Annotated in this window: 20 protein-coding genes and 2 pseudogenes; 7 read left to right on the plus strand and 15 right to left on the minus strand. The window is 67.4% G+C overall.

Annotated features, from left to right (window positions below; translation table 11 throughout):
• Positions 1 to 82: 82 nt before the first annotated feature.
• Both AXE84_RS01545 and AXE84_RS01550 read left to right on the plus strand, forming a co-directional pair.
• Complete coding sequence (locus tag AXE84_RS01545; RefSeq protein WP_009394702.1) at positions 83 to 286, plus strand: hypothetical protein; 204 nt, start codon at positions 83 to 85, stop codon at positions 284 to 286.
• A 10-nt stretch (positions 287 to 296) separates the two neighbouring features.
• A complete protein-coding gene (locus tag AXE84_RS01550; RefSeq protein ID WP_060956593.1) occupies positions 297 to 674 on the plus strand; it encodes a type II toxin-antitoxin system death-on-curing family toxin in 378 nt (125 codons plus the stop codon).
• Positions 675 to 1,075: 401 nt separating this feature from the next.
• Here the strand turns inward: AXE84_RS01550 and AXE84_RS01555 are convergent, their stop codons facing one another.
• From AXE84_RS01555 to AXE84_RS01575, 6 genes and pseudogenes are all read right to left on the minus strand, one after another.
• Entirely contained in the window at positions 1,076 to 1,885 is an 810-nt protein-coding gene (locus AXE84_RS01555) for a class I SAM-dependent methyltransferase (RefSeq protein ID WP_060956594.1), read from the minus strand.
• Between the two features lie 99 nt (positions 1,886 to 1,984).
• Positions 1,985 to 2,764, minus strand: a complete 780-nt coding sequence (locus tag AXE84_RS01560; protein WP_236750089.1) for an alpha/beta hydrolase family protein — start codon at positions 2,762 to 2,764, stop codon at positions 1,985 to 1,987.
• An 89-nt stretch (positions 2,765 to 2,853) separates the two neighbouring features.
• Positions 2,854 to 3,360, minus strand: coding sequence for a carboxymuconolactone decarboxylase family protein (locus AXE84_RS01565; RefSeq protein ID WP_236750090.1), 507 nt, complete (start codon positions 3,358 to 3,360; stop codon positions 2,854 to 2,856).
• 32 nt (positions 3,361 to 3,392) lie between these two features.
• Positions 3,393 to 3,632: pseudogene (locus AXE84_RS13100) on the minus strand (carboxymuconolactone decarboxylase family protein); the annotation flags it as partial.
• Positions 3,633 to 3,704: 72 nt separating this feature from the next.
• The gene (locus tag AXE84_RS01570) at positions 3,705 to 6,323 is read right to left on the minus strand and encodes a glycoside hydrolase family 3 protein (protein ID WP_060956596.1); all 2,619 of its coding nucleotides are present in this window, start codon (positions 6,321 to 6,323) and stop codon (positions 3,705 to 3,707) included.
• Positions 6,324 to 6,370: 47 nt separating this feature from the next.
• Positions 6,371 to 7,426 (minus strand): DUF6199 family natural product biosynthesis protein, encoded by a 1,056-nt coding sequence (locus tag AXE84_RS01575; protein ID WP_236750091.1) that lies wholly within the window; start codon positions 7,424 to 7,426, stop codon positions 6,371 to 6,373.
• Between the two features lie 131 nt (positions 7,427 to 7,557).
• Here AXE84_RS01575 and AXE84_RS01580 point away from each other — a divergent pair, with 131 nt between their 5' ends.
• Positions 7,558 to 8,562 carry an alpha/beta hydrolase gene (locus AXE84_RS01580; RefSeq protein ID WP_060956597.1) on the plus strand — a complete coding sequence of 335 codons (1,005 nt, stop codon included), beginning with the start codon at positions 7,558 to 7,560 and terminating at the stop codon, positions 8,560 to 8,562.
• A 67-nt stretch (positions 8,563 to 8,629) separates the two neighbouring features.
• Here AXE84_RS01580 and AXE84_RS01585 read toward each other — a convergent pair whose 3' ends face one another.
• The 4 genes and pseudogenes from AXE84_RS01585 to AXE84_RS01595 all read right to left on the minus strand — a co-directional run bounded on the left by AXE84_RS01585 (position 8,630) and on the right by AXE84_RS01595 (position 11,923).
• Positions 8,630 to 9,502, minus strand: a complete 873-nt coding sequence (locus AXE84_RS01585) for a DUF4143 domain-containing protein (RefSeq protein WP_236750201.1) — start codon at positions 9,500 to 9,502, stop codon at positions 8,630 to 8,632.
• Between the two features lie 45 nt (positions 9,503 to 9,547).
• A pseudogene (locus tag AXE84_RS13435) lies at positions 9,548 to 9,946 on the minus strand (hypothetical protein); the annotation flags it as partial.
• Between the two features lie 163 nt (positions 9,947 to 10,109).
• A complete protein-coding gene (locus tag AXE84_RS01590) occupies positions 10,110 to 10,790 on the minus strand; it encodes a response regulator transcription factor (protein ID WP_060956599.1) in 681 nt (226 codons plus the stop codon).
• Positions 10,787 to 11,923 carry a sensor histidine kinase gene (locus tag AXE84_RS01595; protein WP_060956600.1) on the minus strand — a complete coding sequence of 379 codons (1,137 nt, stop codon included), beginning with the start codon at positions 11,921 to 11,923 and terminating at the stop codon, positions 10,787 to 10,789. The genes AXE84_RS01590 and AXE84_RS01595 overlap by 4 nt, the downstream gene beginning before the upstream one ends.
• 193 nt (positions 11,924 to 12,116) lie before the next feature.
• On the opposite strand from AXE84_RS01595, the gene AXE84_RS01600 reads away from it, so the two are divergent.
• The 3 genes from AXE84_RS01600 to AXE84_RS01610 are packed head-to-tail and all read left to right on the plus strand — an operon-like array spanning position 12,117 to position 15,415.
• Entirely contained in the window at positions 12,117 to 13,100 is a 984-nt protein-coding gene (locus AXE84_RS01600) for an ABC transporter ATP-binding protein (RefSeq protein WP_060956601.1), read from the plus strand.
• A 1-nt stretch (position 13,101) separates the two neighbouring features.
• On the plus strand, positions 13,102 to 14,244 hold the full coding sequence (locus tag AXE84_RS01605; protein ID WP_060956602.1) for an ABC transporter permease: 1,143 nt from the start codon (positions 13,102 to 13,104) through the stop codon (positions 14,242 to 14,244).
• A complete protein-coding gene (locus AXE84_RS01610; protein ID WP_236750092.1) occupies positions 14,231 to 15,415 on the plus strand; it encodes an ABC transporter permease in 1,185 nt (394 codons plus the stop codon). Before AXE84_RS01605 ends, AXE84_RS01610 begins: the two co-directional genes overlap by 14 nt.
• Positions 15,416 to 15,692: 277 nt before the next feature.
• On the opposite strand, the gene AXE84_RS12315 is transcribed toward AXE84_RS01610, so the two are convergent.
• Together AXE84_RS12315 and guaA are read right to left on the minus strand one after the other, a co-directional pair.
• A complete protein-coding gene (locus tag AXE84_RS12315) occupies positions 15,693 to 16,574 on the minus strand; it encodes an SHOCT domain-containing protein (RefSeq protein WP_236750093.1) in 882 nt (293 codons plus the stop codon).
• A gap of 672 nt (positions 16,575 to 17,246) precedes the next feature.
• The gene (guaA, locus tag AXE84_RS01615) at positions 17,247 to 18,833 is read right to left on the minus strand and encodes a glutamine-hydrolyzing GMP synthase (RefSeq protein WP_060956603.1); all 1,587 of its coding nucleotides are present in this window, start codon (positions 18,831 to 18,833) and stop codon (positions 17,247 to 17,249) included.
• 453 nt (positions 18,834 to 19,286) lie between these two features.
• Between guaA and AXE84_RS01620 the strand changes: the two genes are divergently transcribed.
• Positions 19,287 to 19,556, plus strand: coding sequence for a hypothetical protein (locus tag AXE84_RS01620; protein ID WP_060956604.1), 270 nt, complete (start codon positions 19,287 to 19,289; stop codon positions 19,554 to 19,556).
• Between the two features lie 548 nt (positions 19,557 to 20,104).
• Here AXE84_RS01620 and AXE84_RS01625 read toward each other — a convergent pair.
• The 3 genes from AXE84_RS01625 to AXE84_RS01635 form a co-directional block, all read right to left on the minus strand.
• Positions 20,105 to 21,283: a zinc-binding dehydrogenase gene (locus AXE84_RS01625; RefSeq protein ID WP_010614619.1), complete on the minus strand. Its 1,179-nt coding sequence runs from the start codon at positions 21,281 to 21,283 to the stop codon at positions 20,105 to 20,107.
• A gap of 156 nt (positions 21,284 to 21,439) precedes the next feature.
• A complete protein-coding gene (locus AXE84_RS01630; RefSeq protein ID WP_060956605.1) occupies positions 21,440 to 22,720 on the minus strand; it encodes an MFS transporter in 1,281 nt (426 codons plus the stop codon).
• A 185-nt stretch (positions 22,721 to 22,905) separates the two neighbouring features.
• The gene (locus AXE84_RS01635; protein ID WP_060956606.1) at positions 22,906 to 24,522 is read right to left on the minus strand and encodes an MFS transporter; all 1,617 of its coding nucleotides are present in this window, start codon (positions 24,520 to 24,522) and stop codon (positions 22,906 to 22,908) included.
• Positions 24,523 to 24,886: the final 364 nt, after the last annotated feature.

Here is a 24,886-nt window from a genome sequence, read left to right on the forward strand (position 1 = left end):
GGCCAGTGCCAGGTCAGCACCAGAGGCCCTTACCCAACGCCCTATCTGATACCAGTCTGGTACCACCTGCTACTGTGGAGGCATGGCGATGACATTGCGCTTGAGCAAAGAGGATGAGCGGCTGCTCGCGCTCCTTGCGGAGGAGGACGGAGTCAGCCGCCAGGAGGCGACGATCCGGGCGATCCACGAGGTGGCCGCGCGCCGCGGACATGAGCAGCGAGTCGCGGACGCCTCCGCCCGCATCCGCAACCGGTATGCCGAAGTCCTGGAACGCCTCGGCCGCTGATCGGGCAGAGATGGTCGAGTACCTGACGCTCGAGGACGCACTGTCACTCATTGAGGACCTCGCTGTGGGACCGGTCCGGGATCTCGGCCTGCTCGACTCGGCGCTGCACCGACCTGCGACCATGCTCTGGGGACACGACGCTTACGCCACAATCGACGAGAAGGCGGCGGCGCTGCTCGATTCCCTGGTCCGCAATCATCCACTGGTGGATGGCAACAAGCGCCTGGGGTGGTTGGCCACGCTGGTCTTCCTGGACATCAACGGCCACGGGGTCGAGGCCCCCGACGACGACGCCTACCAGTTGGTGATCGACGTCGCCGCTGGGAAGCTCTCACTCAAGGAGATCACTGCGGCCCTGTCTCAATGGCACGGCCGCGACTCAGAATAGAGCAGCACGGTGGAGCAAGGCGTCGACCTCTCAGCTGAGAGACGCACACCTCCGGGCCCGGGCGTCGGGCGCCATCGGGGACATTCCACGCGGCCGGGGACATTTCCGTGCGGCCGGGGGCATTCGACGCCGTCGGGGACCGGATTCCTGTCCCCCAGCGCGCAGCTTGTCCCCGGCCGGAAGAAAGTGCACCCCCACGCGCAGGATGTCCCCGGCCGGAAGAAAGTGCACCCCCACGCGCAGGATGTCCCCGTCGAGACCGGCCGCCCAGGCCTCGTGTCGGTCCAGTGCCGATCAGTGCCAGGCCAGCACCGGGACAGTGCCGACCAGTGCCAGACCAACACCAACCCAGGTCCTGACCCAACGCCCGGACCAGCACCGGACCAGCGTCCATCCAGCGCTCAGGCCGGTGCCCGCAGCACCACGATGCGCTCGGAGAGTCTGCCCACCAGCGGCAGCCGCGTCAGGGGCGCGAGCAGGGGGTGGTAGCGCGCGATGGTGCGGGTGAAGGGGACGTCGTGGAGCAGCGTGTAGGCGGGGGCCACCGTCCGGTGAAACTCGGCCGCGCTGGAGCAGCCGTAGGTGTAGCGCGCCCCCGCGTCCTCCACTGAGCGCTCCCGGCCGTACTTCTGGAACAGGCGGGGCATGACCTCGATGAGGACGGTCGCACCGGGCAGGCGCGCAGCGACGATGTCCAGGAGCGTGCGCACCTCCTCCTGCTCGAGGTACATGCTCAGTCCCTCGATGATGACAAGCACGTGGCGGCTCATGTCCTCCAGCTGGTCGGGCCAGTCGGGGTCGAGGGCGGAGGCGGCAATGGTGCGGTGACGCTCGCCGTCCTCGAGCAGCCGACGTCGTAGCGCGATGACGTCGGGTAGGTCGAGGTCGTACCAGGTGACGCACCCGTCGTCGAGGCGCTGGAAACGGGTGTCGAGCCCGCAGGCGATGTTGACCACCGTGCAGCCGGGGTGGGTGTCCAGGTACCCGGCCACGAGCGGGTCGAGCGTGAGGGTGCGCAGCACGACGCCGTCGGCCATGAGCCGGTCCTGTCTGGCCATGGTGAAGTCGTAGTCGAGCCGGGAGACGAGCTCAACGGCGGCAGGGTCTGTGAAGCGCGGCCGTTCGGAGAGCGTGTGCTCCGCCCTGGCATGGAGGGTCAACAGCATCGTCTTGCTGACACTGGTCAGGTCTGCTGTCTCGTGTGCGCTCACGCGGTCAATTCTGCGACGCCCGCGGCTCAGGGAACCACCCCTGTCAGAAAAACTGTCTGCGCCACCCGTTCCCGCTGCCCGCCGCGCGGCTCAGTCCGCTCAGTCCTCTTCGAGGACCCCGTTCCAGGCCAGGAAGCCGATGGTGCGGCGCATGGCCTCCTCCCAGTTGGCGTCGCCGAAGCCGTGGGCGGCGCCAGGGATGGTGACGAGTTCTGCGTCGGGGGTGGCGCTCACGGCGGCCCGGGAGACCTCGATGGGCACGGCGCGGTCCTGGTCCCCGTGGACGATGAGGACGGGGCGGCGGTAGGTGGCCAGCTCGGCCCCGACCTCCAGATTCCAGCCGTCGACGGCGTAGGCGCGCCCCAGGCGGGTGCCCGCCCAGTCGAACTCCTCGGGAACGGCCGCCGGCGTGCGGAAGGCGGCACGCAGGTTCTCCCCCAGCCGCAGGGCCGGGTACCACAGGGCCAGGGCGGTGATCCGCTGCGGGTGGCGGGCGGCCGCGAGCGCTGCGACCGCTCCGCCCAAGCTCAGCCCGAACAGGGCGACCCGGGAGGCGTCGACCTCCGGCCAGGCGCAGGCGGCATTGAGGACGGCTTCGAGGTCGGCCAGCTCGGTGAGGGCCGACATCGCGGTGGTCTCGCCCTGGCTGGCGCTGCCGCCGCCCCCGCGGAAGTCGAAGCAGATGGCCACGGCCCCGGCCGCGGCGAAGCGCCGGGCCATGGGGGCGACGCGGGTGTGGGAGCCCTCCATGCCGTGGCAGCAGATGACCAGGGGCGCGGGGGCTGACGACGCCGTGCGCGGGACGTAGGCCAGTCCCCCGAGCCTCTGCCCCTGGACGGTGAGGGTGACCTGCCGTGAGAGGTAGGGCTGCGTCGTCACGTGTTCTCCTTGCTGCCTGGGGCCGGCAATGGGAACCGGCCCGGCGGCCATCGTAGACGGGCCGCCGGGGCGGGTAATGACGCGCAACGTCAGCGGTAGACCTCTGCGGAAGCCTTCTCGTCGTAGCGGGCCACGAGGACCAGGCCGGACAGGGCGTAGGGGCCGCCGATGTAGGGCATGACCTGGACCAGGGCGGCGGCCACCTTCTGGCGGGAGGAGCCGGCCCGGATCGCCCCGGCCACGTGCGGGCGCAGCTGGGTGGTGGCGCCGATGGCGGCGATGGCCACGAGGCTGATGAGCTCGCGCTGGGCGACGTCGAGGCCGCCGCGGGTGGCGAAGTCGCCGAAGGCGGAGGAGGTCAGCAGGTGGGGCACGAACTCGTCGAAGGGCTTAGGCAGGGCGGAGAAGACCTCCTTGACCTCGTTGCCGTACAGCGGGGCCTGGATGGCGGCGCCGGCCTGCTCGCGGGCACTGGGGTCAGTGGCATCGACGGTGCCGGCATTCTCCAGGGGCAGGGAGATGCCGTTGGCCTCGAAGACCCCGTTGGCGATGTCGATGGCATTGAGGGTCTTGGGGAAACCGATGTAGGGGCGCACTGGTAGATGGTCTCGCGCAGCTGGAGCGGGCTGGCTCCGATGTTGAGGGCGGCCCCCACGTGGGCCTGCAGCTGCGGGAGGGTCTGCATGGCGGTCAGGGCGGTGATGGTGAGCAGCTCGCGCTCGACGTCGGTGAGGACGCCCGTGGAGAAGGCCTCGTCGAAGATCCCGTTCTGGAGGATGTCGAACAGCTCGGGGTCCGTGGGGTGAGGTTGGGGCTCCACCCCGAACAGCCTGGTGAAGGTCTCACGTGCTTGAGGTGTCAGCGCCATGGAGGGCTCCTTGGGATGTATGGGTGGCTCCTGCTGAGCATGTCACGTCCGTCGCTCGCGCGACAGGCTCTCTCACGCCCCGTCACCGGTCCTCCGCGCGAAGTGAGCACGTACGTCAGCCGCAGTGATCCATCCTCGCTCTTCACCTGAGCGGCGACCGGCCTCTGCTTCCGCGAGCAGTCTCCGTCCGGAACCGGCCAACCTCCATACCGCGTGGATGACGCGGGCGGCCTGCTTCTCGAGCTCGTCGCGCGTCAGACTCACGCCTCCGTCTTCCGGCGCGATCCGGCCATCCGGCCCGCGGCCTGCGCTCCCCCGTTCCAGGGCCGCCAGGAGGTCCTCCCGGTCCGTCTCGCCTCCGGGCATGAAGAGCTCGTTACCTGCCTTGATGGTGGCAGCCGCGGTGGCGCGCGGGTGCTTCATGTCGCTGCGGGTCATGCCGTCGACGACCCAGTCGGTCATGACCAGTCCGTCGAAGCCCCACTCCCGGCGCAGGATCACCTCGAGCAGCTGGGCCGACTCGGAGGTGTGGACGCCGTTGATGAGGTTGTAGGAAGTCATGACGGCGGCGGGGCGGGCCTGGCGCACGCAGATCTCGAAGGCGCGCAGGTAGAGGTCGCGCAGGGCTCGGGGGCTGACCCGACTGTTGGAGTTGAGGCGATTGGTCTCCTGGTTGTTGCAGGCCAGATGTTTGATGGTCACGCCCCGCCCCGGGTGGGACTGGACCCCGTGGGTGATGGCGGCGGCGATGCGTCCGGCCAGCAGCGGGTCCTCGGAGAGGTACTCGAAGTTGCGTCCGCACAGGACGCTGCGGTGCAGGTTGAAGGCGGGGGCGAGCCAGAGGTGGACGCCGAAGCGCTCCATCTCGGCCCCGACGACGTCGCCGAGTTGCTCGGCCAGCGCAGGGTTCCAGGACTGGGCGAGCGCGGTGCCGATGGGGATGGCGGTGGTGTACTGCTCACGGATCTCGGCGGGTTCGCGGGGTTCTGGCTCGTCGGCGATGCCGAGGGCCTCACGTCCGGCGTCGTCCATGAGGTCGAGGAAGGTGGCGGGCAGGCTGGAGTCGCCCAGGGAGAAGGGGCCCTCGGCGTCGACGCCGTAGGTGGGGGCCAGGCGCAGGCCGGCGGGCCCGTCGGCCATGATGATGCTGGGCAGGCCGGGGATCCGGGTGGTGGTCTGTCCCGCCGCGCCGATGACGGTGGTGGAGGCGGCCCCGACGATGGAGCCAGACTCCTCGCCGCGGCGGTAGTCGCCCAAGACGGTGTGGATGAGCTCGTCGTCGGAGAGCTCTCGGGCCAGGGTGAGGGCCTGCCTGACGTCCTCCGGCGCTGCCTGCTCATCGGGTTCGGCGTGGTCCGGCAGGCGCAGGTCGGCCGGGTCGACGGTGAGCACCGGCAGGCCGGCCGGGATGTCGAGGACCGCTGGCGCCTCGGGCTTCCAGTCGGTGAAGCCGGGCTCCCCCAGGTCACCGGTGAGGTGTCGCACGGTTGCGTCCTGGGCGAGCTCGACGACGGCGACGGGACTCAGCTGCCGGCTGGAGGTTCCCGCCCGCAGCATGTAGCGCCCGGCCTCCAGGACCGTGGCACGGGCGGCCTCGTCGTAGGAGGCCAGGTCGGTCAGATCGACGTCGACGGTGATCCGTGCCGTGGCGCCGGGGGTGATCTCGTCGGTCTTCGTGAAGCCGGCCAGCGCCTGGAGCGGCTGGTCGAGGCGTCCGGCAGGCACACTGGCGTAGACCTGGATGGCCTCTTTGCCCAGGTAGCCGCCGGTATTGGTGACATCGATGTCGATGCTCACGCGGGCGCCGTCGAGGCTCACCTGGCGGATCTGGACGTCGAAGGTCGTGTAGCCCAGGCCGAATCCGAAGGGGAAGAGCGGCTCCTTGCCGGTCGAGTCGTAGAAGCGGTAGCCGACGTAGATGCCCTCGCGGTAGTGAGTGTCGTCCGGGTCGCCGAAGTCGCCAATCTGGTCGTCCTCGTCCCAGGCGGCCCAGGTGGTGGCGAGTTTTCCGGAGGGGTAGGCCCTTCCCAGGAGGACGTCGGCGAAGGCGTCGCCGACGGTCGCGCCGAGCTGGGAGAGCAGGAGGATGTTGGCAACGTCGCCCAGCGGGCTGAGGTCGACGACGCCGCCCACGTTGAGTACGAGGAGGAACCGCTCGAAGCGCCCGTTGAGGTCGAGAATGTCGCGGATCTCGGTGTCGGTGAGCCTGAGGTCTCCGGCCTCGGGAATGCGGTCGCTGCCTTCCCCGGAGGTTCGGGACAGGACGTAGACGGCTGCGTGCGGGTCGGTGCCGGCCTGGATATCGAGGGGGATCGTGTACTCCGGCTCGGGCATGACCGAGCCCATGCCGACCATGATGGCGGGGACGCCGCGCTTGGCGGCCTCGGCCCTGATACCGGCGATGAAGTCCTGGTGGGCCTGGAGACGGATACGCTCATAGGCCTCCAGCCATGGCCGGGTGACGATGGTGAAGCCGCCCGCCTCCAGGCCCTCCTCGATGGTGGTGACGTGGCGGGAGTTGACGTCTCCGCTGCCGGTTCCGCCCTTGATGGTATGTCGCGCACCGGAGCCGAACAGGGCGATCTCGCCCGGCTCAGCCAAGGGGAAGGCGCCATTGGAGCGCAGTAGCACCATGCACTCGGGGGCGAGAGCGCGGACGGCGGCGAGGTGGTCGGTCTCATGAGTGCTCATACGCATCTACTCCAGGACGTGTCGTGACAAGAAACCCACGGTACGGCTCATGATGAGCCGGGAGCGACCCACGGGACGAGCGTATTGCGATCAATATCAGCGTCAGTGATGGGGTCCTTCCACGTCTCAGTGAACTTTCCCCGCCTGTTGGATCGGAAAATAGTCGGCATATAGTCGCCGTCGTAGGACGTGCTTGACCAGGCGTTTCCAGGAACCGGGTCCGGTGTGTGCTCGGAGGCTCCGGATGGAGACGTCGTCGGCGCCAGCGGATGGTACACAGGCGCCTGGTAGTTCCGTGCCGCCTGGACCAACTCATCACTGAGAGGGATCGCGACATAAGCCCCCTCAGTCGGCTGTCCGCAACGGCTGACGTCGGAGAGCCCGTAGACCGAGATCGAGATGCTGGCCTGATCGTTTGACAGGGAGGCGCTGGCCGAGGTGATCGCGCAGGCGGGCTGGCTGAGCTGGACCACGATGTAGGTCCTCTCCCCCAGCACGCTGCCCCCTGCACCTTCAGTTGTGGCCTGCGCCGGATCGAGAGTCGCTAACGCGACCTTGGAGTCGATGACCGCGGCGGAGGCAAAGGCCGCGGGCTGATCACTCGCAGTCCACGGGTAGTAGACCGGATTCACTCCGATCTGCTCCGAGGAATCCGACTGATGGTGCTGTACAGCGCCCTCAACCACTGGGGTGAAGAGAGTGACGGGCTCCCCACCGGCGACTGGGCTCGCCACAGCCGAGGAGAAGGGATCCACGGTCTCCCCCGAAGCAGTAGGACGAGGAGATGGGGAGGCGTCACCACTATCGCAACCGTACGCATAGGGCATGCAGTGGCCAGCAGAATCAGCGGACGTCGTCTCGGCATCCGATACGGAGTGACGTGCAGGAAGGAAGGGAAGGGCCACCAGGATCAGCGCGAGCACCACCATGAAGCAGCCCGCTCCACGATTCGCAGCGTACTGTCTCTCCGAGGGCTCATTGGCCTCGGGGTCGCGGTATCTCCATGCTTCAGTCGACCACCACAGTGCCTCCGGATCGGACAGCATGAGGAACAGTCCGAGTCCACCCATCAACAAAGCCGACAGAATAAGAGAAATTGCCATACTCGCTTCTTCTTGAGTGAACAGTTCCACCCCGCCGCCGCGGGCTTCAGATGCCTACGATAGCCGAGACATGCCCCCAGATCCGGAAAACTCTTCGGACCGCGTTCGAGACCCTGTGGAGTGGAGGAATCATGAAGGTGCCCAGGAGACTCAGCGGGAGCAGGATCGCCGTCGGCGTGGCCAGTGTGGGCCTGACGGTGGGGGCCTTCAGCCTTTACTCCCGCAGGCGCTATGGCCGCTCGGCCGCGGCGAGCCTGGCGGAGTACAGCGTTCGGCCGATCAAGACACTGGCGGCCCGCATTCCGATGACCGAGCGGATCGCGCGTCTGGCCGACCGCCCCGAGCCTGCCCGCTCCGTCACCTTCCCGGCCTGGGGACGCTTCTTCTACGACCTGGAGCGGAGCGAGGACTCCGGCATGCCCGTCTACCACGTCCGCCAGCGGACGCCGTCGAGCGCGGTCATCGTCTACCTGCACGGCGGCGGCTACATCTCCACGGCGGTCTCGGCGCACGCCTGGCTGGTCGATCACCTGGCCCGAAGGACGGGGGCCGACGTCGTCATGCCGCTCTACCCGCTGGCGCCCCACCACACCTGGTCCGAGGCGCACCGGCTGGTGCTGGACCTCTATCGGCGCACGGTGGCAGAGAACCCGGGAAAGCGGATCGTCCTCATGGGAGACAGCGCGGGCGGGGGCCTGGCGGCGGTCATCGCCCTGTCCCTGGCCGAGGCGGGCGACACCCAGCCCGATGAGCTCGCACTCATCTCGCCCTGGGTCGACATCACCAACAGCAACCCGGATATCGCCGACTACGTAGACGCCGACCCGCTCATGGCTCCCGAGCCCCTCGCCGAGATCGGCCGTTCCTGGGCGGGCAGCACCCCGCCGACCGACTGGCACCTCTCCCCCATCTACGGTGACCTTTCGGGCCTGAAGAAGGTGACAACCTTCGTGGGGACCCGGGAGATCCTCCTGCCGGACAATGCGCTCTTCCACGCCAAGCTCCTGGAGGCCGGGGTGGACTCGACGCTGCACGTCGGCGAGAACCTCAACCACGTCTACCCAATGTTCCCCACCCCGGAGGGACGCCGGGCGCGCCGAGACCTCGTCCGCATCGTCACCGGTGAGCTCGCCTAACCACATTCGATGACCGCCACTGGCCGTCAAGTGTGGCGGCAATCGTCGTCACATGACAGTGCGAGGATCAGGGACTCAAAGCCTTCAGGGGGAAGGTCACAGCGCCATCGGGAAGCATCATCGTCGGACCGTCCGCAGTAACAACAGCCCTGAACTGTGGGAGAGGTGTCCGCGTCGTGTCGATATCTCCCACGAACGCCGCCAGCGAGGACTGAGCCGCAGGAATCTGCCTCTGTCCCAGCTTGACCTCGAAGGCGGCCCACCGCCCGTCATCGAGCTCGACAATGACGTCCGCTTCTCTGCCCGACTTGTCCCGGAAATGATAGATGTGACCGCCCAGTACCTCAGCGAAGACCCTCAGGTGCTGCACGACCAGCGACTCGAACCAGAACCCGGCCGTCTCCAGGTCCTGCATCAAACGCCCCGGCGAGGTCGCGGTCACTGCCGCAGCCAGCGCGGGATCAACGAAGTGCAGTTTCGACGACGTCCGCACCGCATAGCGAGACCTCAAATGAGGAGCCCAGGCCGGCTGCTCCTCGACGACGAACAGGCGCTTGAGGGCGTTCACGTAAGCGATCGCCGTCTCTGCAGACAACGATTGTCCGGAGACATCCTTCGCGATGGTGGCGAAAGAGGCTTCCGTCGAAATATGCCGGGCGAGAGACCGTATGAGGGCACGCATCCTCAAGGGGTCCCGGCGCGGCTCACCATCGAGACGGCCGATGTCGATACTGATGATGTCATCGATATAGTCCCGCAGATGACGTTGTGCCTGAGAAGTCGTCAGATCACGATCCCCGGGCCACCCTCCGTGGACCAGCTCATCAAGGACCTCGGCCACGCTCGTTCCCGAGACCAGCACAGGTTCGGGAGCCTGACCATCGAACAGTCCCGCAAGTGAGACGCTTCCATCGCCGAGACCACGCTCGAACAGAGTCATCGGACGCATACGGATTCGCGATACCCGATGAGCGCCTGAGTGGCGGGCAGCATCCTCAACCGGGACGGAGGATCCGGTCAGGAGGAACTGACCCGGACGCTGACGTGAGTCGATCTCTCGACGCACCAGATTCCACAGGGAGGGCTCGATCTGCCACTCGTCAATAAGACGCGGGGCCTCCCCGGCCAGAATCAGGGACGGGTCGACCTCCAGGGCCGCGCGCAGCTGCGGCAGCCCTGAGTCGAGGGCCACCTCGGAGGAGGCGTGCCGGCGGCCGGTCATGGTCTTGCCACAGGCCCGCACTCCCTCGAGGAGGACGCCTCCCGAGTAGCCGAGCGAGTCCTGGACGACGTGGTCGACAACCCGCGGCAGATAACCGTTCTGACCCACCAGTTCTTCAGCCTCTCTTGCAGGATCCGGCCTCGATCCGGATGTTGGCGCCATTCTAATCCCTCATGTGGCGCCCATCCAGTCCGGCATGTGGCGTCGTTTCGATCCGGCATGTGGCGTTTGCTGACCAGGTGAACACGAACTGGCTCGCTCACCGGAGACACGTCATCGACGGTGAAGAACTCATCCAGGTCAAGACCGCGCGTCTTGGCCCGGCTCACCCAGTCTGTGCGGAGCGGTAGTACATGACCGCGACCTGGGTGCGGTTGCGCAGGCCGAGCTTGGCCAGGATCGCGCTGATGTGGTTGCGCACCGTGCCCTCACTCATGAACAGCCGCGCCGCGGCCTCGGCGTTGTCCAGGCCCTCGGCCACGGCCTCGACGACCTCGTACTCGCGGTCGGTCAGGGCCGCGAAAGCCGTGCTCCGCAGATCCTTGGCGGTCGGTCCCGGACCCTCCTCGGCCTGCTCCCGCCCTCCGGCGGGCCCACCGAGCCCCATGGTGGTGCTGCGCTCGAGCACCTCTCCCTCCAGGACGCAGACCCCGGCCATGACGGAGCGCAGCGCCGGGGCGACCTGAGCAACGTCCTGCTTGATGAGGTAGCCACGCGCCCCCATCTTGAGGGCTCGCACGATGTACTCGTCGTCGGAGAAGGTGGTGAGGAAGACGATGCGCGCCCCGGCGTCCTCGGCCAGAATCCGCTCGGCCGCACTGAGCCCGTCCCCGCCGGGCATCTGGATGTCCATGAGGAGGATGTCGGGGGTCAGCTCCCGGTAGCGCTCGGTGGCCTCGGGTCCCGAGCAGCCCAGACCGACGACCTCGACGTCATCCTCGACCGACAGGATCGTGGACAGGGACTGGGCGACGAGCGCGTCGTCGTCGACGATGAGGACCCTCATGATGTTCCTTCTTTCCCTTGTCTGTCCTTGGGGATCGTGACGAAGACCGTGAACCGTGGCCGCGGGGTGATGCGCACCCGGCCACCCAGGGCCTCGACCCGCTCCGTCATGGAGCGCAGGCCCAGGCCCGAGCCGCCGCGGCCAGCGGCGGCCGGCTCCCCCTCGGCGGGGACGATGCCGTCATTGTCAACGGTCACCTGCCAGAACGCAGGGTAGTCGGTGACGGCCACGCGGGCCGAGCGGGCCCCACCGTGGCGGGCGGCGTTGGTCAGGGCCTCGCGCACGACGGCCACGACGCAGCGCGCCACCACTGCCGGCGGCTCGGCCTCGGTGGAGCAGTCGACGCTCACGGAGTCGATGCCGCAGCGCGAGCCCAGCATGTTGAGGGAGGTGGCCAGCTCCTCACCGTCGTCGGACAGGGCGTGGACGGAGCGGCGCATGGAGTCGAGGGCCTCGTCCAGGCCACCGTCCAGGGTAGTGAGGTCAGCGACGACGCCGGGCTCCTCGCGGTGGACGACCTGGAGGGCCTTGACCTGCAGCAGGAGGCGGGTCAGGAGGTGGCCGACGCCGTCGTGGATCTCGCGGGCGATGCGGGTACGCTCGGCCAGGGCGGCGGCGCGCAGCTCGTAGTCCTGGGCCTGGAGCAGCTGGGCGTTCGTGTCCTGAAGGGTGAGGACCTTCTCACGCAGGTCGTCACGCACCACGTGCAGGCTCCTTCGCGCCGCCTCCTCCTGGACGGTGCGCAGCGCCAGGAGGGCCGCGAGCGCACAGACCGCCAGAGCCAGGGCCAGCACGGGAGTGTCCCGAACCCGGGCGGCAACGGCGGCCACGAAGGGAATGCAGGCGGCTACCGCCGTCATTCGCGCACGCCGGGTCGTGAGCGCACCGAGACGGGCCAGGACGTAGACGACCAGCGGCGCCCCGGTCACGGAGTCCGTTGAGAGGGCTCCCACCAGGAGGTAGGCGGCCGGCGCGGCGATCCCCCACTGTCGCTGGTCGGTGCTCATGCTCAGGCCGGCGATAGTCACGGCCGCGATCAGCCAGATCACGGCGGCCGTCTTCACCTGCCCCACGAGCAGGACCAGCAGGAGGCAACCGCACAGCAGCACGCCTTTGTCGGCCAGAACCTTCACCCCTCGATTATCGGTCGGTGGCCGGCGCTCGTGGGCCCGGCATGCCGTTAGGGAACTCGTTCCGGCATCTCATGACAGAAGTCATGGGGGCCGGCCGCAGTCATGACAACAGGCACTTCTGAGCGCCACCGCGCCCCGCGACCATGGATGCCATGAGCCGGGGACCACCGGCGGAACAAAGGAAGGAGCCGAGATGGACGGCGAGGATGAGAGCCACGAGGCGGGCCTGGCGGTGGAGGTCGACTCCCTGGTCAAGCGCTATGGGGAGCTGGTCGCGGTGGACGGACTGTCTCTGACGATCCCGCGCGGTCAGGTGCTGGGGCTGCTCGGCCCCAACGGCTCGGGCAAGACGACGACGATCAGCTGCATCCTTCAGCTGCTCACCTACGACAAGGGCTCGATCCGCGTCTTCGGTGAGCCGATGACGCCCACCTCCTACGGTCTCAAGCGTCGCATCGGCGTGGTGCCTCAGGATGTCGCCGTCTTCGATGAGCTCACGGTGGCGGAGAACGTCAACGCCTTCTGCGCCCTCTACGTGCGCGACCGCGCCGAGAGGCGCCGCCTGGTGGCCGAGGCGATCGCCTTCGTCGGCCTGGAGAAGTTCGTGAGGTTCAAGCCCAAGAAGCTCTCCGGCGGCCTGCTGCGACGCCTCAACATCGCCTGCGGCATCGCCCACGGCCCCGACCTCATCTTCCTCGATGAGCCCACAGTCGCCGTCGACCCGCAGAGCCGGGGCGCCATTCTCGAGGGCATCAAGCGTCTCAACGAGCGCGGTGCCACCGTCATCTACACGAGCCACTACATGGAGGAGGTGGAGCAGCTGTGCGACCGGATCGTCATTATGGACCGTGGCCGGCAGGTGGCCTCCGGTACCTCCGACGAGCTCAAGGCCATGATCGGCACCGGTGAGCGCATCCGGGTGGAGGTCGTCGACCCCGCCCCGCTGGGCGAGGAGGCCCTGGAGGGCCTGCGCCGCCTGGAGCATGTGCGCACGGCCGCCTACCTGGACGGTGAGGTGCTCATCGAGTGCTCCCCCGGGGCTCACAACCTCACCGATGTCATGAGGGCGCTGGATGCCGCGGGGGCGACCTGCGGCCGGGTGACCTCCGAGCCCCCGACCCTCAACGACGTCTTCCTGGAGATCACCGGGCGGGCCCTGCGAGACGAGGCGGCCTGAGATGTTGACCGTCTTCCTGTATCAAGTACTCAGGCTCTTGCGAGACCGGGTCCTGCTCGTGTGGACGCTCGGCTTCCCCGTCGTCCTGTCCCTCATCTTCATGGCGATGTTCTCCAACCTGGACAAGGTCTACGAGGCCACCCCCATGAGCTTCGGCGTCGTCCAGGACGAGGCCTACCGGACCGCTCCGGGGCTGGACGCCGTCGTGGAGCGCATCTCCGCCGACGACGCCGATCATCACCTCATCACGAAGGTCATCCACTCCTCGGTCGCGCAGGCCGAGACCGCCGCGAAGCGGGGAGAGACCAACGGGTACCTCGCCGTCGAGGGCGACCAGCCCGTGCTGCACGTGACTCAGCAGGGCAACGAGGCCGAGACGACTCGGGTGCTGCGAGTGGTCATGGACTCCTACCTCCAGAGGCGGGCCGAGTACGTGGCCCTGGCCAAGGCGGGGGCGGCTCCTGAGAAGCTGGCCGCGCTGGAGACCGATCAGGCCTTCACCCGTTCGATCTCGGTGACGCCCTCCCCGGTCAAGCCGCAGACCCCCTACTACTTCGCGCTGCTGGCCTTCGCCTGCGGCATGGGGACGACCGTGGCCATGGTGGCCGTGAAAGGAATCATGGCCGTCTCACCGGTGGGCGCCAGGCAGACCTTGGCGGTTCTGCCCCGCTGGAAGGTCCTGACGGCCACGCTCGCGGCCTCCTGGGTGTGCGTGTTCGTCTGCCTGCTCCTCGCTTTCGCCTTCATGGCCTCGGTCGTGGGTGTGGACTTCGGGCCCCATGTGCTGCTGTGCCTCGTGGCGATCGGGGTGTGCAGCCTCATGGCGAGCGCGGTGGGCGCCGCCCTGGGGACGCTGGCCCGCCTGGAGATCGGGATGATCTCCGGCTTCACTTCTCTGCTGTCACTGTTCACCGGCTTGTACGGGCCCGCATCCCAGTCCCTGGCCAGCTCCATCGAGCAGCATGCACCGCTGCTGGCGCAGGCCAATCCCCTGTGGCAGACGGCCCGCTGCTTCTACGGGCTCCTGTACTACGACTCTCTGGCGCCCTTCGCCCGCAGCTGCGCAGTCCTGCTGGGCATGACGTGCCTGTTCCTGACCATCGCCCTGATCCGCGCCAGGAGGATGACCCATGAGCACCTTTAAGACATGTGTGAGAGTTGTGGCCGCTCACCGGCTGTACATCCTCATCTACCTGGTGGTGCTGAGCCTGTTCGGTCTGTTCACAGGGATGGCCAAGTCCGAGGACAGCTCCGATGAGGTCACGGCCGCCACGGCGAGTGTGGCCGTCATCGACCGCGACGGCTCCACGATCTCCCGAGGGGTCAAGGACTACGTCGAGTCCGTCGGCGAGGCTCAGTCGCTTGAGGACTCCAGGCGGGCCCTCCAGGACGCCACCGCGCAGAACCGCATCAGCTACATCCTCATCATTCCTGCCGGCTATGGGCAGAGGCTGCAGCAGGCGGCTCGCGAGGGCACCGAGCCGCCCCGCATGGACACGGTCATCGGGTACGAGTCGGCGTCCGGCGCGCTTATGAATGTGCGCGCCGACTCCTACGTGGGGCAGGTCAGCGACTACCTGTCGACCACCACGGATGACCCGGCCCGGGCCGTGGCACTTGCCAAGGAGACGATGAACCACTCCGCCCCCGCGAAACGGATCACCCCGGACGCCAAGCCTCTGTCCCACAGCTTCGTCACCTACGCCAGGTTCTCCTTCTACCCGCTCATGGCTTTCGCGGTCGTCACGATCTCCACACTGATGGCGGCGCTGGGGCGCCGGGCGGTGCGCGCACGCCTCGAGGCCACCCCGGTCAGCAGCACTTCCCGCAGCCTTGGGCTGCTGGGCGCATGCCTCGTGGTGGGGCTCGCCGGGTGGCTGTGGGTCTTCGGGCTGGGAGTGGCGGTCTTCGGCCTAGGCAGCGTGGCGACGTCAGCTCCGTTGCTGGGGGTGGTCGCTGCGGCTGTGGGCAGCTACACGCTCGCGGCGGTCTCGATCGGATTCCTCATGGGGCAGATCGGTCTGGGCCAGCACGCGGCCAACGCGGTAGCCAACATCGGCGGCATGGCCCTGTCCTTCCTGGGTGGGGCGTGGGTGCCCATCGAGTGGTTGCCCGACTCGCTCGCCCGGGCGGCGAGGCTCACGCCCGGCTACTGGGCGGACCGAGCGATCTCCGGGGCGTACGAGGCGACCTCCATGTCCGCCGCCGTCATTGGGCCCCTGCTCGTGGACTGCGGCATCTGCGCCCTGTTCGCCGTCGCGGTCTTCTCCGTCGCCGTGGCCGTGGGGCGCGCCCGGGCCCGGTCGGTCCTGTAGGGCACTGGCTCGCGGAGCACTCGCCAACACGACGTTGGGGCCGGCCACCACCTGGTGACCGGCCCCAACGTCACGCAGCCTGCACAACACCTCACCGGATCGGGGACGTACTTCCTGCACGAGGACTGACTTCTCCTCCAGACCACTGCGGGGGAATCCCAGTGATCTGAGGGAGAAGGACGTCCTCGGCGGGAATCGCAGTCCTCGACGGGCAGACTCGGCCTACTGTAAGGAGACCGTTCTACGCATTGGCCGACGACGGCATACGGCGACAGCGCTAGAGCTTCTCCAATAGCTGACGCTTGGCAATGGCGAAGTCGGCATCATCCAGAATGCCTTCCTTACGTAGCTCAGCCAACTCACGTAGACGTTTCGCGACATCTTCAGTAGATAGGCCAGGAGAACTCATCCCCTGAGAAACCTCGACCTGACCTGACGGAAGAGCGGGAGCGTTCGACATCACAGGCCCACGCCCCAGGGCGGTCAGCACCGAGTTGCCCACTCTCTCCAAAACCTCACCAACATCCTCGTGACTTGTTTTAACTATTGGAATTCCCCCGGTCGACAGCGTCGTTCGATTAGTTAGCGTATGAATCCGACGGTCGGTAGCTATAGTCAGAACCGACTTCCCCGAAAGCGCCTTCTTTGCAATATACCCAACACCAGCAACAGCAACCCCGGGAACCGAGGCCTTGAACCCGCCCTTCACAACGGCAGAAACAGCCTTTACCGCCACACTGCCAGCAACATCATGAGTCGGATTGGATGACGGCATAGATCCACTGCCGCGCGAAAAACTGATCGATAGCAGTTTTTCGTAGGGTCGCGACGGCAGTCGCAATCCCAGACTTTGAGGTTGCCACACCGAAGCACGTGAGCCGGTTATCGACATCACCCTGTCCTGCTGCCTCTCCACCTCCGCAACCAAGGCCTCACCAATACGGACATAACCGTTCTCATATATCTCAATAGATGAACCTCCGAACACACCGCTAGTCACCAACGGACCCGCCCGGCGATCAAGCTCCTCCTGCTTGCGGCGAGCCTCCTGTTCGAGCTCTTCACGCTCTTGACGCCTCCGCCGACTTGCCACCCTCTGCTCTTGGGCCGCATTTTTGACCACTCGCCCCAGGGCGTTGAGTATTCCAGGCTCCTTCACAGGCTGTCCGACCGACCCCGCCACCGGCCCACAACCCACCGCACCAGGGCCTCCCGGGACGGAGGAGACGTCCTGCGCGTAGACACCCCACGCGCGACCATCCCACCATCGTTGCTGGCCCGATCCGTCGTCATACCAACCTGCTGGGGCAGACACTTCCATACCTCCATTGACGACCTTTATCTGTGCGATCGTAGCACTGTTATCACCCCTCGGGAGAGGTGGGATTCAATATCATTCAGCCCGTCAAATAATGCCTACTTTTGTCTCCTCCCACGCACGAAAGTCGCATGCTTTATCGACCTACCAGTGATTTCGCCAAGTATTTTCTGACCTCCTCGAGAAATACCCCTCCATCTCCGTAACTCGCTTACTCATCACCCCAGAATCCATGCCGCACCGGATTGGGAACGTCCTTCCTGCACGAGGACTGACTTTTCCTCCAGACCACTGGGGTTCCCCCGCAGTGGTCTGGAGGATACGTACGTCCTCGGCGAGAATCGCAGTCCTCGATGGGCATGCCTAGCCCACCGCTCCGCCCGACAGCCGGCCCCGCCCCACCAGGGCCGGAAGGCACGCCGGATCACGCTCACCACAAGCACAACAAGGCCCCGCCAGCGCATTGCACCGGCGGGGCCCAGCAGGCGGCGGGCTATCGTTCCGACTCGCCCGTCACTCCCACTCGATGGTGCCCGGGGGCTTACTCGTGCAGTCGAGCACCACCCGGTTGACCTCCGGCACGGAGTTGGTGATCCGGTTGGAGATGCGTGCCAGGACGTCGTAGGGCAGGCGGGTCCAGTCCGCGGTCATGGCGTCCTCGCTGCTGACCGGCCGCAGAACGATGGGGTGACCGTAGGTGCGCCCGTCGCCCTGCACCCCCACGGAGCGCACGTCGGCCAGCAGCACCACCGGGCACTGCCAGATATCGTCGTCGAGCCCGGCGGCGGTGAGCTCCTCGCGGGCGATGGCGTCGGCGGCCCGCAGCACACGCAGGTTCTCGGCCGTCACCTCGCCGATGACACGAATGCCCAGGCCCGGCCCGGGGAAGGGCTGGCGGGCGACGATCTTCTCCGGCACGCCCAGCTCGCGACCGATGGCGCGCACCTCATCCTTGAACAGCTCGCGCAACGGCTCGATGAGCTCGAAGTCGAGGTCCTCAGGCAGGCCACCCACGTTGTGGTGGCTCTTGATGTTGGCGGCGCCCTCTCCCCCGCCGGACTCGACGACGTCGGGATACAGGGTCCCCTGGACCAGGAAGCGGATCTCGCCGCCCTCAGCACCGACGGCCTCGATGACCCGGCGCTGGGCGGCCTCGAAGGAGCGGATGAACTCCCGGCCGATGATCTTGCGCTTGGCCTCCGGCTCGGTGACGCCGGCCAGGGCGCTCAGGAAGCGCTCGGTCTCGTCGACCGTGATGACGCGGATGCCCATACCTTCGGCGTAGTCGTGCTCGACCTGCTCGCGCTCGCCGGCGCGCAGCAGGCCGTGATCGACGAAGATGCAGGTGAGCTGGTCGCCGATGGCACGATGGACGAGGGCGGCGGCCACGGAGGAGTCCACTCCCCCGCTCAGGCCGCAGATGACGTGGGCGTCGCCCACCTGCTCGCGGATGCGGGCCACCTGCTCGTCAATGATGTTGTCCGGCGTCCAGGTGGCCGGCAGTCCCGCCTCCTTGTGCAGGAAGTTGACCAGGGCGGCCTGCCCGTGCTCGGAGTGGAGGACCTCGGGGTGCCACTGCAGTCCGTAGAGGCGGCGGCCCGGGTTCTCGAAGGCGGCCACCGGCGTCTGAGAGGTGGAGGCAGTGACGGTGAAGCCCTCGGGGGCGGCTTGGACCGCGTCGCCGTGACTCATCCACACCACCTGGTCATCCGGGGTGCCGTCGAACAGGCAGGAGCCCTCCGCCACGCGGGCGGGGGTGTGCCCGTACTCGCGGGTACCGGTGCGCCCGACCGTTCCGCCCAGGGCCTGAGCCATGGCCTGGAATCCGTAGCAGATGCCCAGGACCGGCACTCCAGCGTCGAAGAGGGCCGGGTCAACGGAGGGGGCGCCGTCGGCGTAGACCGAGGAGGGGCCGCCGGAGAGGATGATGGCTGAAGGCCGCTTGTCCAGCATGGCGGCGGCATCCATGGAGTGGGGCACGATCTCGGAGTAGACACCGGCCTCGCGCACGCGGCGGGCGATGAGCTGAGCGTACTGGGCGCCGAAGTCCACCACGAGGACAGGGCCGACGGCGCTGGAAGAAGTCTGGCTGGTCGTCACCGGAACAGAATAGCCGGGGCGGCAACCGGCCGCCTTCCGCCCTGCCGGCCGACGACGACGCCACCACCTCTCAGCGTTGCCCGCCACCACAGGATGACTAGACCAGTGGTTGACGTCGCACTCCTGCCACACACATCACGTCTCCGTATCAAAACCACCGAGACGCCGATCCCCTCAACGTTCCATTGAGACCAGGATTCCCCTCAACGACGCCACAATCGGGCACGCCCCTCCAAGAGCGATCACCCCATCTCCCTACGACGTCCTGTGATCCACGAACTACCGACGCAACACACGTCACGATCCTTTGTCTAGACAATCGGATGGAGCGTTCCTAGAGTTCTCCATGACGGAGAAACCTCCGTTCGGCCCACGGGCTGCACACAGTCGTGCAGGGACGCACGACTCATGGTCAGGCGGACCTGCTCGACACACACCGAGAGGAACACTCACATGACCGCCACCATCACCGAGCGCCCCACCCAGACCGTCGAGACCACCGCTGCCACCACCGCCACCCAGGCGACCACCGGCACGCAGACCGACGCCAACCGCCTCACCTTCGCCGTCGCCATGATCGCCGTCATGTTCGCCGTCATGGTCATGTCGGTCGTCGGCGCCGTCACCGGCATCCCGACCCTCATGTTCGCCTCCTCCGTCCTGGCCGCGATCACCATGGGCGTGGGCATCTACACCGGCGTCAACCTCCTCGAGGCCCGCTGAGCGTAGACGACTCCACCGAGCTCGCTGAAGCTCCACCGGATCCGGACCACGCATCACAAGCAACGCAGGCCTCGGACCCAGCCCGACAAGGGCGCAGAACAACGAGGCTGCGCGGCCAAGGAAGCCCGCGCAGCCATGACAACCCGAGGGGCACCACACAAGCGGCGCCCCTTTTCTCATACCTCCTCCCCACAACGCAGACGGAACCAGGCCTCGCGCGACTCCGCTCACTGCTGGCGCACCCCTCCCCGCAAAGCGGACACCACCCTCCCGAACGGCACAGGAACGGCCGAGATGTCCATATCGGACACAAAGGCGAACTTCGAGCTCACGCCACCGATAGGAAACCGCATGATTCCGCGGTTCCATCAGCGGCCTGATCGAGTCGCAGACTCCTTTGTGTCCGATTTGGACACCAAGCACTCTCCGCCTCGGTTTCGGATCACACATCGCGCCTCCCACTCAGAGCGGCAGGGCCCGAGCAGGAGGCGCGAGGACGAGAGAGCGAGCGCGGTCAGCCCCGGAAAACCGGGGCTGACCGCACGGGATCACAGCGACATGTCGACAACGGCGCGCCCCTGAATCTCGCGGTTGCGCAGCGCGGTGTAGCCGGCACCGGCCTCCTCCAACGGTAGGCGGCGCGAGACGACATCGCGGTAGTTGATGACACCCTTGTCGGCCAGGTCGACGACAGCCGGCAGGTCCTGGCGGGTGCGCGCCCCGTAGGAGCCGAGGATCGACTGCGAGCGGCGCACGGTGCGGTTGATCTCCACCCCGGCGGTCTGCACGCCGGCCCCCAGGCCGATCGGCACCATGCGGCCACCATCGGACAGGACATCCAGAGCGGTGGTCCAGGTGGCGGGGATGCCCAGGGCCTCGAAGGAGACATCGACGCCCTTGCCGCCGGTAAGCCGGAAGACCTCCTCACGGGCGTCCTGGGTAACGGAGTTGACCACGGCCGTAGCCCCGTAGTCGAGCATGGGGGCCAGCTTCTCGTCATCAACGTCGATGGCGATGACCTGGCTGGCGCCGAAGGCCCGGGCGATCTGGACGATATTGGTGCCCACGCCGCCGGTGGCGACCACGGCGACGGTTTCCCCGTAGCGCAGGTCGGCGCCGCGGCGCACGGCCCCATAACCGGTCATGGCGGCGCAGCCCAGGATGGCGGCCGGCACCATGTCGATGGTGTCCGGCACGGGGGCCACCGCGGTGGAGGGAACGACCGCGTACTCGGCCAGGCCACCCATGGAGTACATGGCCACCGGCTCTCCGTCGGGGGTCGCCAGGCGGGTGGTGCCGTCGTAGAGGACGCCCTTGAGGCGGTTGAGGTCGAAGAAGGGGCCGCACAGCTCGTCGCGCCCCGAGGCGCAGGCGTCGCACTGGCCGCAGGGCATGAGGAAGCCGCCGGCCACCTTCTGCCCGATCGTCAGGCCGGTGTGCTCGTTGCCGGGGCCGAGCTCCACGATGGTGCCGGAGACCTCGTGGCCGAGCACCGCCGGCAGCGGGAAGGCGATGGCGCCGCCGATGACGTGGAGGTCGGAGTGGCACAATCCGCAGGCGGCCACCTTGATGAGGACCTCACCGCTCTTGGGGCGGGGGGTGCGCAGGGTCTCGATCTGCAGGCCGACCTCATGGTCCCGCAGGACCGCAGCCTTCATGGTTTCAGGAATGGTCTCGGGAATGGACACGGTTGTCTCTGAGGCCTGGACTGCCTCGTTGCTCGTCATGCTCAGGTGCCTCTCTGTCAGGTGTCGACGACGTCGGGCCGCCGAGTGGACTCTTGCGGCCACGCCTCCACCATACGACATTTGTCCTGACAAATCATAGAGCTGAAGTCGGATGTTCAGGGCGAGGTCCTCAGAGACGTCCTGCGCGCCAGACCCCTAGACCTTGAGCTCGCGCGGCAGACGCAGAAGCACGACGGCGACGCTGAGCACCGACAGCGTGAAGGCCGCCCAGAACAGGACGTGGACCCCGAGGTATCTCACGACGAGCAGTGAGACCAGGAGGACTCCGGCACGCGCCAGGACTCCCCCAGTCGCCGAGGCGCGCCGCTGCGCCTCAACCAGCCAGGGCGGGATCCGCGGGTCGATCGCCCCCTGGCAGGCGGGCAGGACCAGGACCGACTGACTGGCGACCAGCATCGTCAGGGAGATGGTGATCGTCCAGGCGCCACCCACACCCCCCAGGGTCATGCCGGTCACCAGGAAGGTGGCCCCCAGGACGGCGACGACCGTTCCCAGCACCACCCGCAGGAAGCGCAACTGCTCGACCCGGGTCACCAGCACCAGAGCCAGGAGCGCCAGCCCCATCCAGGTCGCGGCGCTCACCGCGATCGCTACGGATACAAGGCCGAGCTCGGTGGCGATCAGCGGAGCCAGGACCAGGGCCGCCGCCCCCAGGGGCGCCTCCTGGGCGATGATGAGGACCGCGCCGGTGAGCACGGCGGCACGCACCTCGGGCACTCGCAGCTCAGCGGGAGACATGGCTTGCTGCTCGGCCATCATCTCCGCGTCCAGCCGGGTCCAGTCGATGGCCACGGAGGCCTCCAGGGTCCCGTGCAGGCGGCGCAGCGCCTCGAAGGCCTCGACGTCGCGCCCCTGCCGCACCAGCCAGACCGGGCTCTCGGGCAGGAGCAGGGAGCAGGCCAGGTACACCAGCGCAGCGAGGGCGACCATCGCCCAGGCGACGAGGAGCCGCGAGGGCGTCCACCAGGCCGCCAGGACCACGACGCCGGCCGCGGCCGGGCCGAGAGCCATGGCCTGCGGCATGAGCCGCTTGTGCCCGCGCAGGGAGAGCTCGTGGCACACCAGTGGCGCCACAACGAGCACCCCACCCGCGGCAAGGCCCACCAGGCCCGCTCCCATCAGGGCGACGACGCCGCCGAGCCCGGCTGCGACCCCGGCGCCCAGCACGGCCAGAGCCCCCATGAGCAGGCCCATTCTCCGTCGCCCCAGATACCGGGCGAGGGGGCGGCCGGTAAAGGTTCCCAGCACCATCGCCACAGCGACGGCACCGAGCAGGGACAGAGCGGCGCCGCGCGCGCCGGCGACCTCGATAGCCAGCGCCCCTTCCAGGGCGCCGAGGAACAGGCCTGCCGCCCATGCGTACAGGCGGAGGCGGAGCGGAGCGGGCGGCGCGCTGCGCGGCGGATGCGGGTTCATGAACCAGTCACCGTGTACGTCATAGGCGGCAGATATGTGTTGAGCTCAGTTGGGAGGAGTGCTGTCTGAACAAGGAGAGGTCGGGAGGGGAACTGCGGCAGTTTCTCAGAGCCTGACGGTTGCTTCAATCCGACCGTCTTGGCTCAGCTTCACTAGCCACTGCCGCAGTCCCTCACCCCTTGGCCTCAGCTGTACTCCTTCTCGAATCGCACCTCGAGCTCCTCCAAGGAGTGGTACTTCGTCTCGGGCACGAACTTCATGTAGAAGATGAGTGACAGGACGTTCAACAGGCAGAAGATGAGGTAGGTCCCCGCCCCTCCGAGCTTCTCCATCATGACGGGGAAGACCGCGGCGACGATCGCGTTGCCGATCCACAGAGTGCCCACGGCCAGCCCCATGGCCGTACCGCGAACCTTGGCGGGGTAGATCTCCGCGATGAGGACCCAGGTGACTGTCCCGGACTGCTTGGCGAACACGAACAGCGAGACGATGAGCAGCACCAGGTAGGGGGCGAAGGCGGGGGCTCCCGTGATGTTGCCGTCGGAGTCCTGGTAGGGCTGGATGAGGAAGTAGAAGACTGCCGCCAACAGCCCGAGGGAGACCACGATGCTGGCCTCCTGGTAGATGCCCACGTGGCGGCGGGCGAACTTGGTGACCAGCCACAGGCCGATGGCGGAGCCCACGAAGGAGACGAATCCGGAGACGACGTTGAGGGAGATCGCGTCACTCATGGGCAGGCCGGCCGCGGAGAGCACCTTGGGCGTGTAGTACATGGCTGTGTTGATGCCGGTGACCTGGTCGGCCAGGCCCAGGATGATGCCGATGAAGAGCAGGTGGCGGGTCCATTTGACGCCCATGATCTGCGCCAGCCCCCACTTCTCCTGGTTGGCCTCCTTGCGCTGGATCTCCAGCATCTCGTCGACCTCTTCAGCGATGGAGCCGTCCTTGGACTCGTCGCGCACCCGCTTGAGGGAGCCGATGGCCTCGGCGATGCGCAGGTTGGCGACGTACCAGCGCGAGGACTCCGGCATGAGGCGGATGCCGAACCACAGGGCCACGGCGGGCAGGGTGGCCAGGACGAGCATGTAGCGCCAGGTCATGCCGTTGCCGGACTCGACCACGACGTTGCTGAAGTGCTGCACGGTCTCCCAGGCCACCTTGTCGCCGGCCTTGGCGACGACCTCACCGGACTTATTGACGACGTCGTTGGCCAGGGTGACCTCCGGGCCGCCGTGCATGCGGGCCAGGACGGCGTTCATAGAGAAGGCGAGGAACTGGCCGAAGACGATCATCATCTGGTCCACGGCCACCAGGGTGCCGCGAATGCGCTTGGGGGCCGTCTCACCAAGGAAGACGGGAACGATCGCCGAGGCACCACCGACGGCGAAGCCCAGCACGACCCGGAAGAAGTAGAGGACCCAGATGTTGGGCGAGATCGTGCAGCCCAGCGCCCCGAAGAAGAAGACGATGGCAAGGAGCATGATGTTGTGCCGGCGCCCGTACTTGTCGGAGAGCTTGCCACCCAACGAGGCGCCGAGCGCGGCGCCGATGCAGAGCAGGCCGCCGATCCAGCCCTCCTCCCAGGAGGTGATCTGCAGGCCGTCGGCGCCGTGCGGCAGGTACATGTAGGGCAGGGCACCGGAGATGACGCCGGTGTCGTATCCGAAGAGCAGCGAGCCGAGGGTGGCGACCAGGGCGATGAGTCCGAGCGAGCGCTTCGGCCCTGAGGCGGGGGTCTGGTCGACCAGCTCCCGGATCTTCTCCGGCGTGTAGTGCGCCGCAGAACTGGGTGATGTGGACATGAAGGAACTCCTTGGGTCGTCCGCCATCGTTGGCGGAGGCGAAAGAGAGCGCTGCTGGGTGGACCGGATGGCCCGGTCCGCCGGTCACCGCCCCGCAGCGCAGGGGCGGCGCCGACATCCACGTCGACATACCCATTATGTCATGACAATAGCCTCTGGGGAAATGGTGACGTAGGCATTTTCAGACCCTTGAACGACACCCCGGGAATATGCTGTTCTGCCACCGAAAAGTCATCATCCGCGGGGGTGAGGCACAGGTCCACCAGGACGAATATGGCGGGCGACTTCAGTCACCACTCTCCCGATGACACCACCTGAACGCCTGCGAGCACGCAGCAGCCTCAAGACCCCCGGCAGGCGTCCA

It is taken from the genome of Actinomyces oris, assembly GCF_001553935.1.
Taxonomy (GTDB): Bacteria; Actinomycetota; Actinomycetes; order Actinomycetales; family Actinomycetaceae; genus Actinomyces; species Actinomyces oris_A.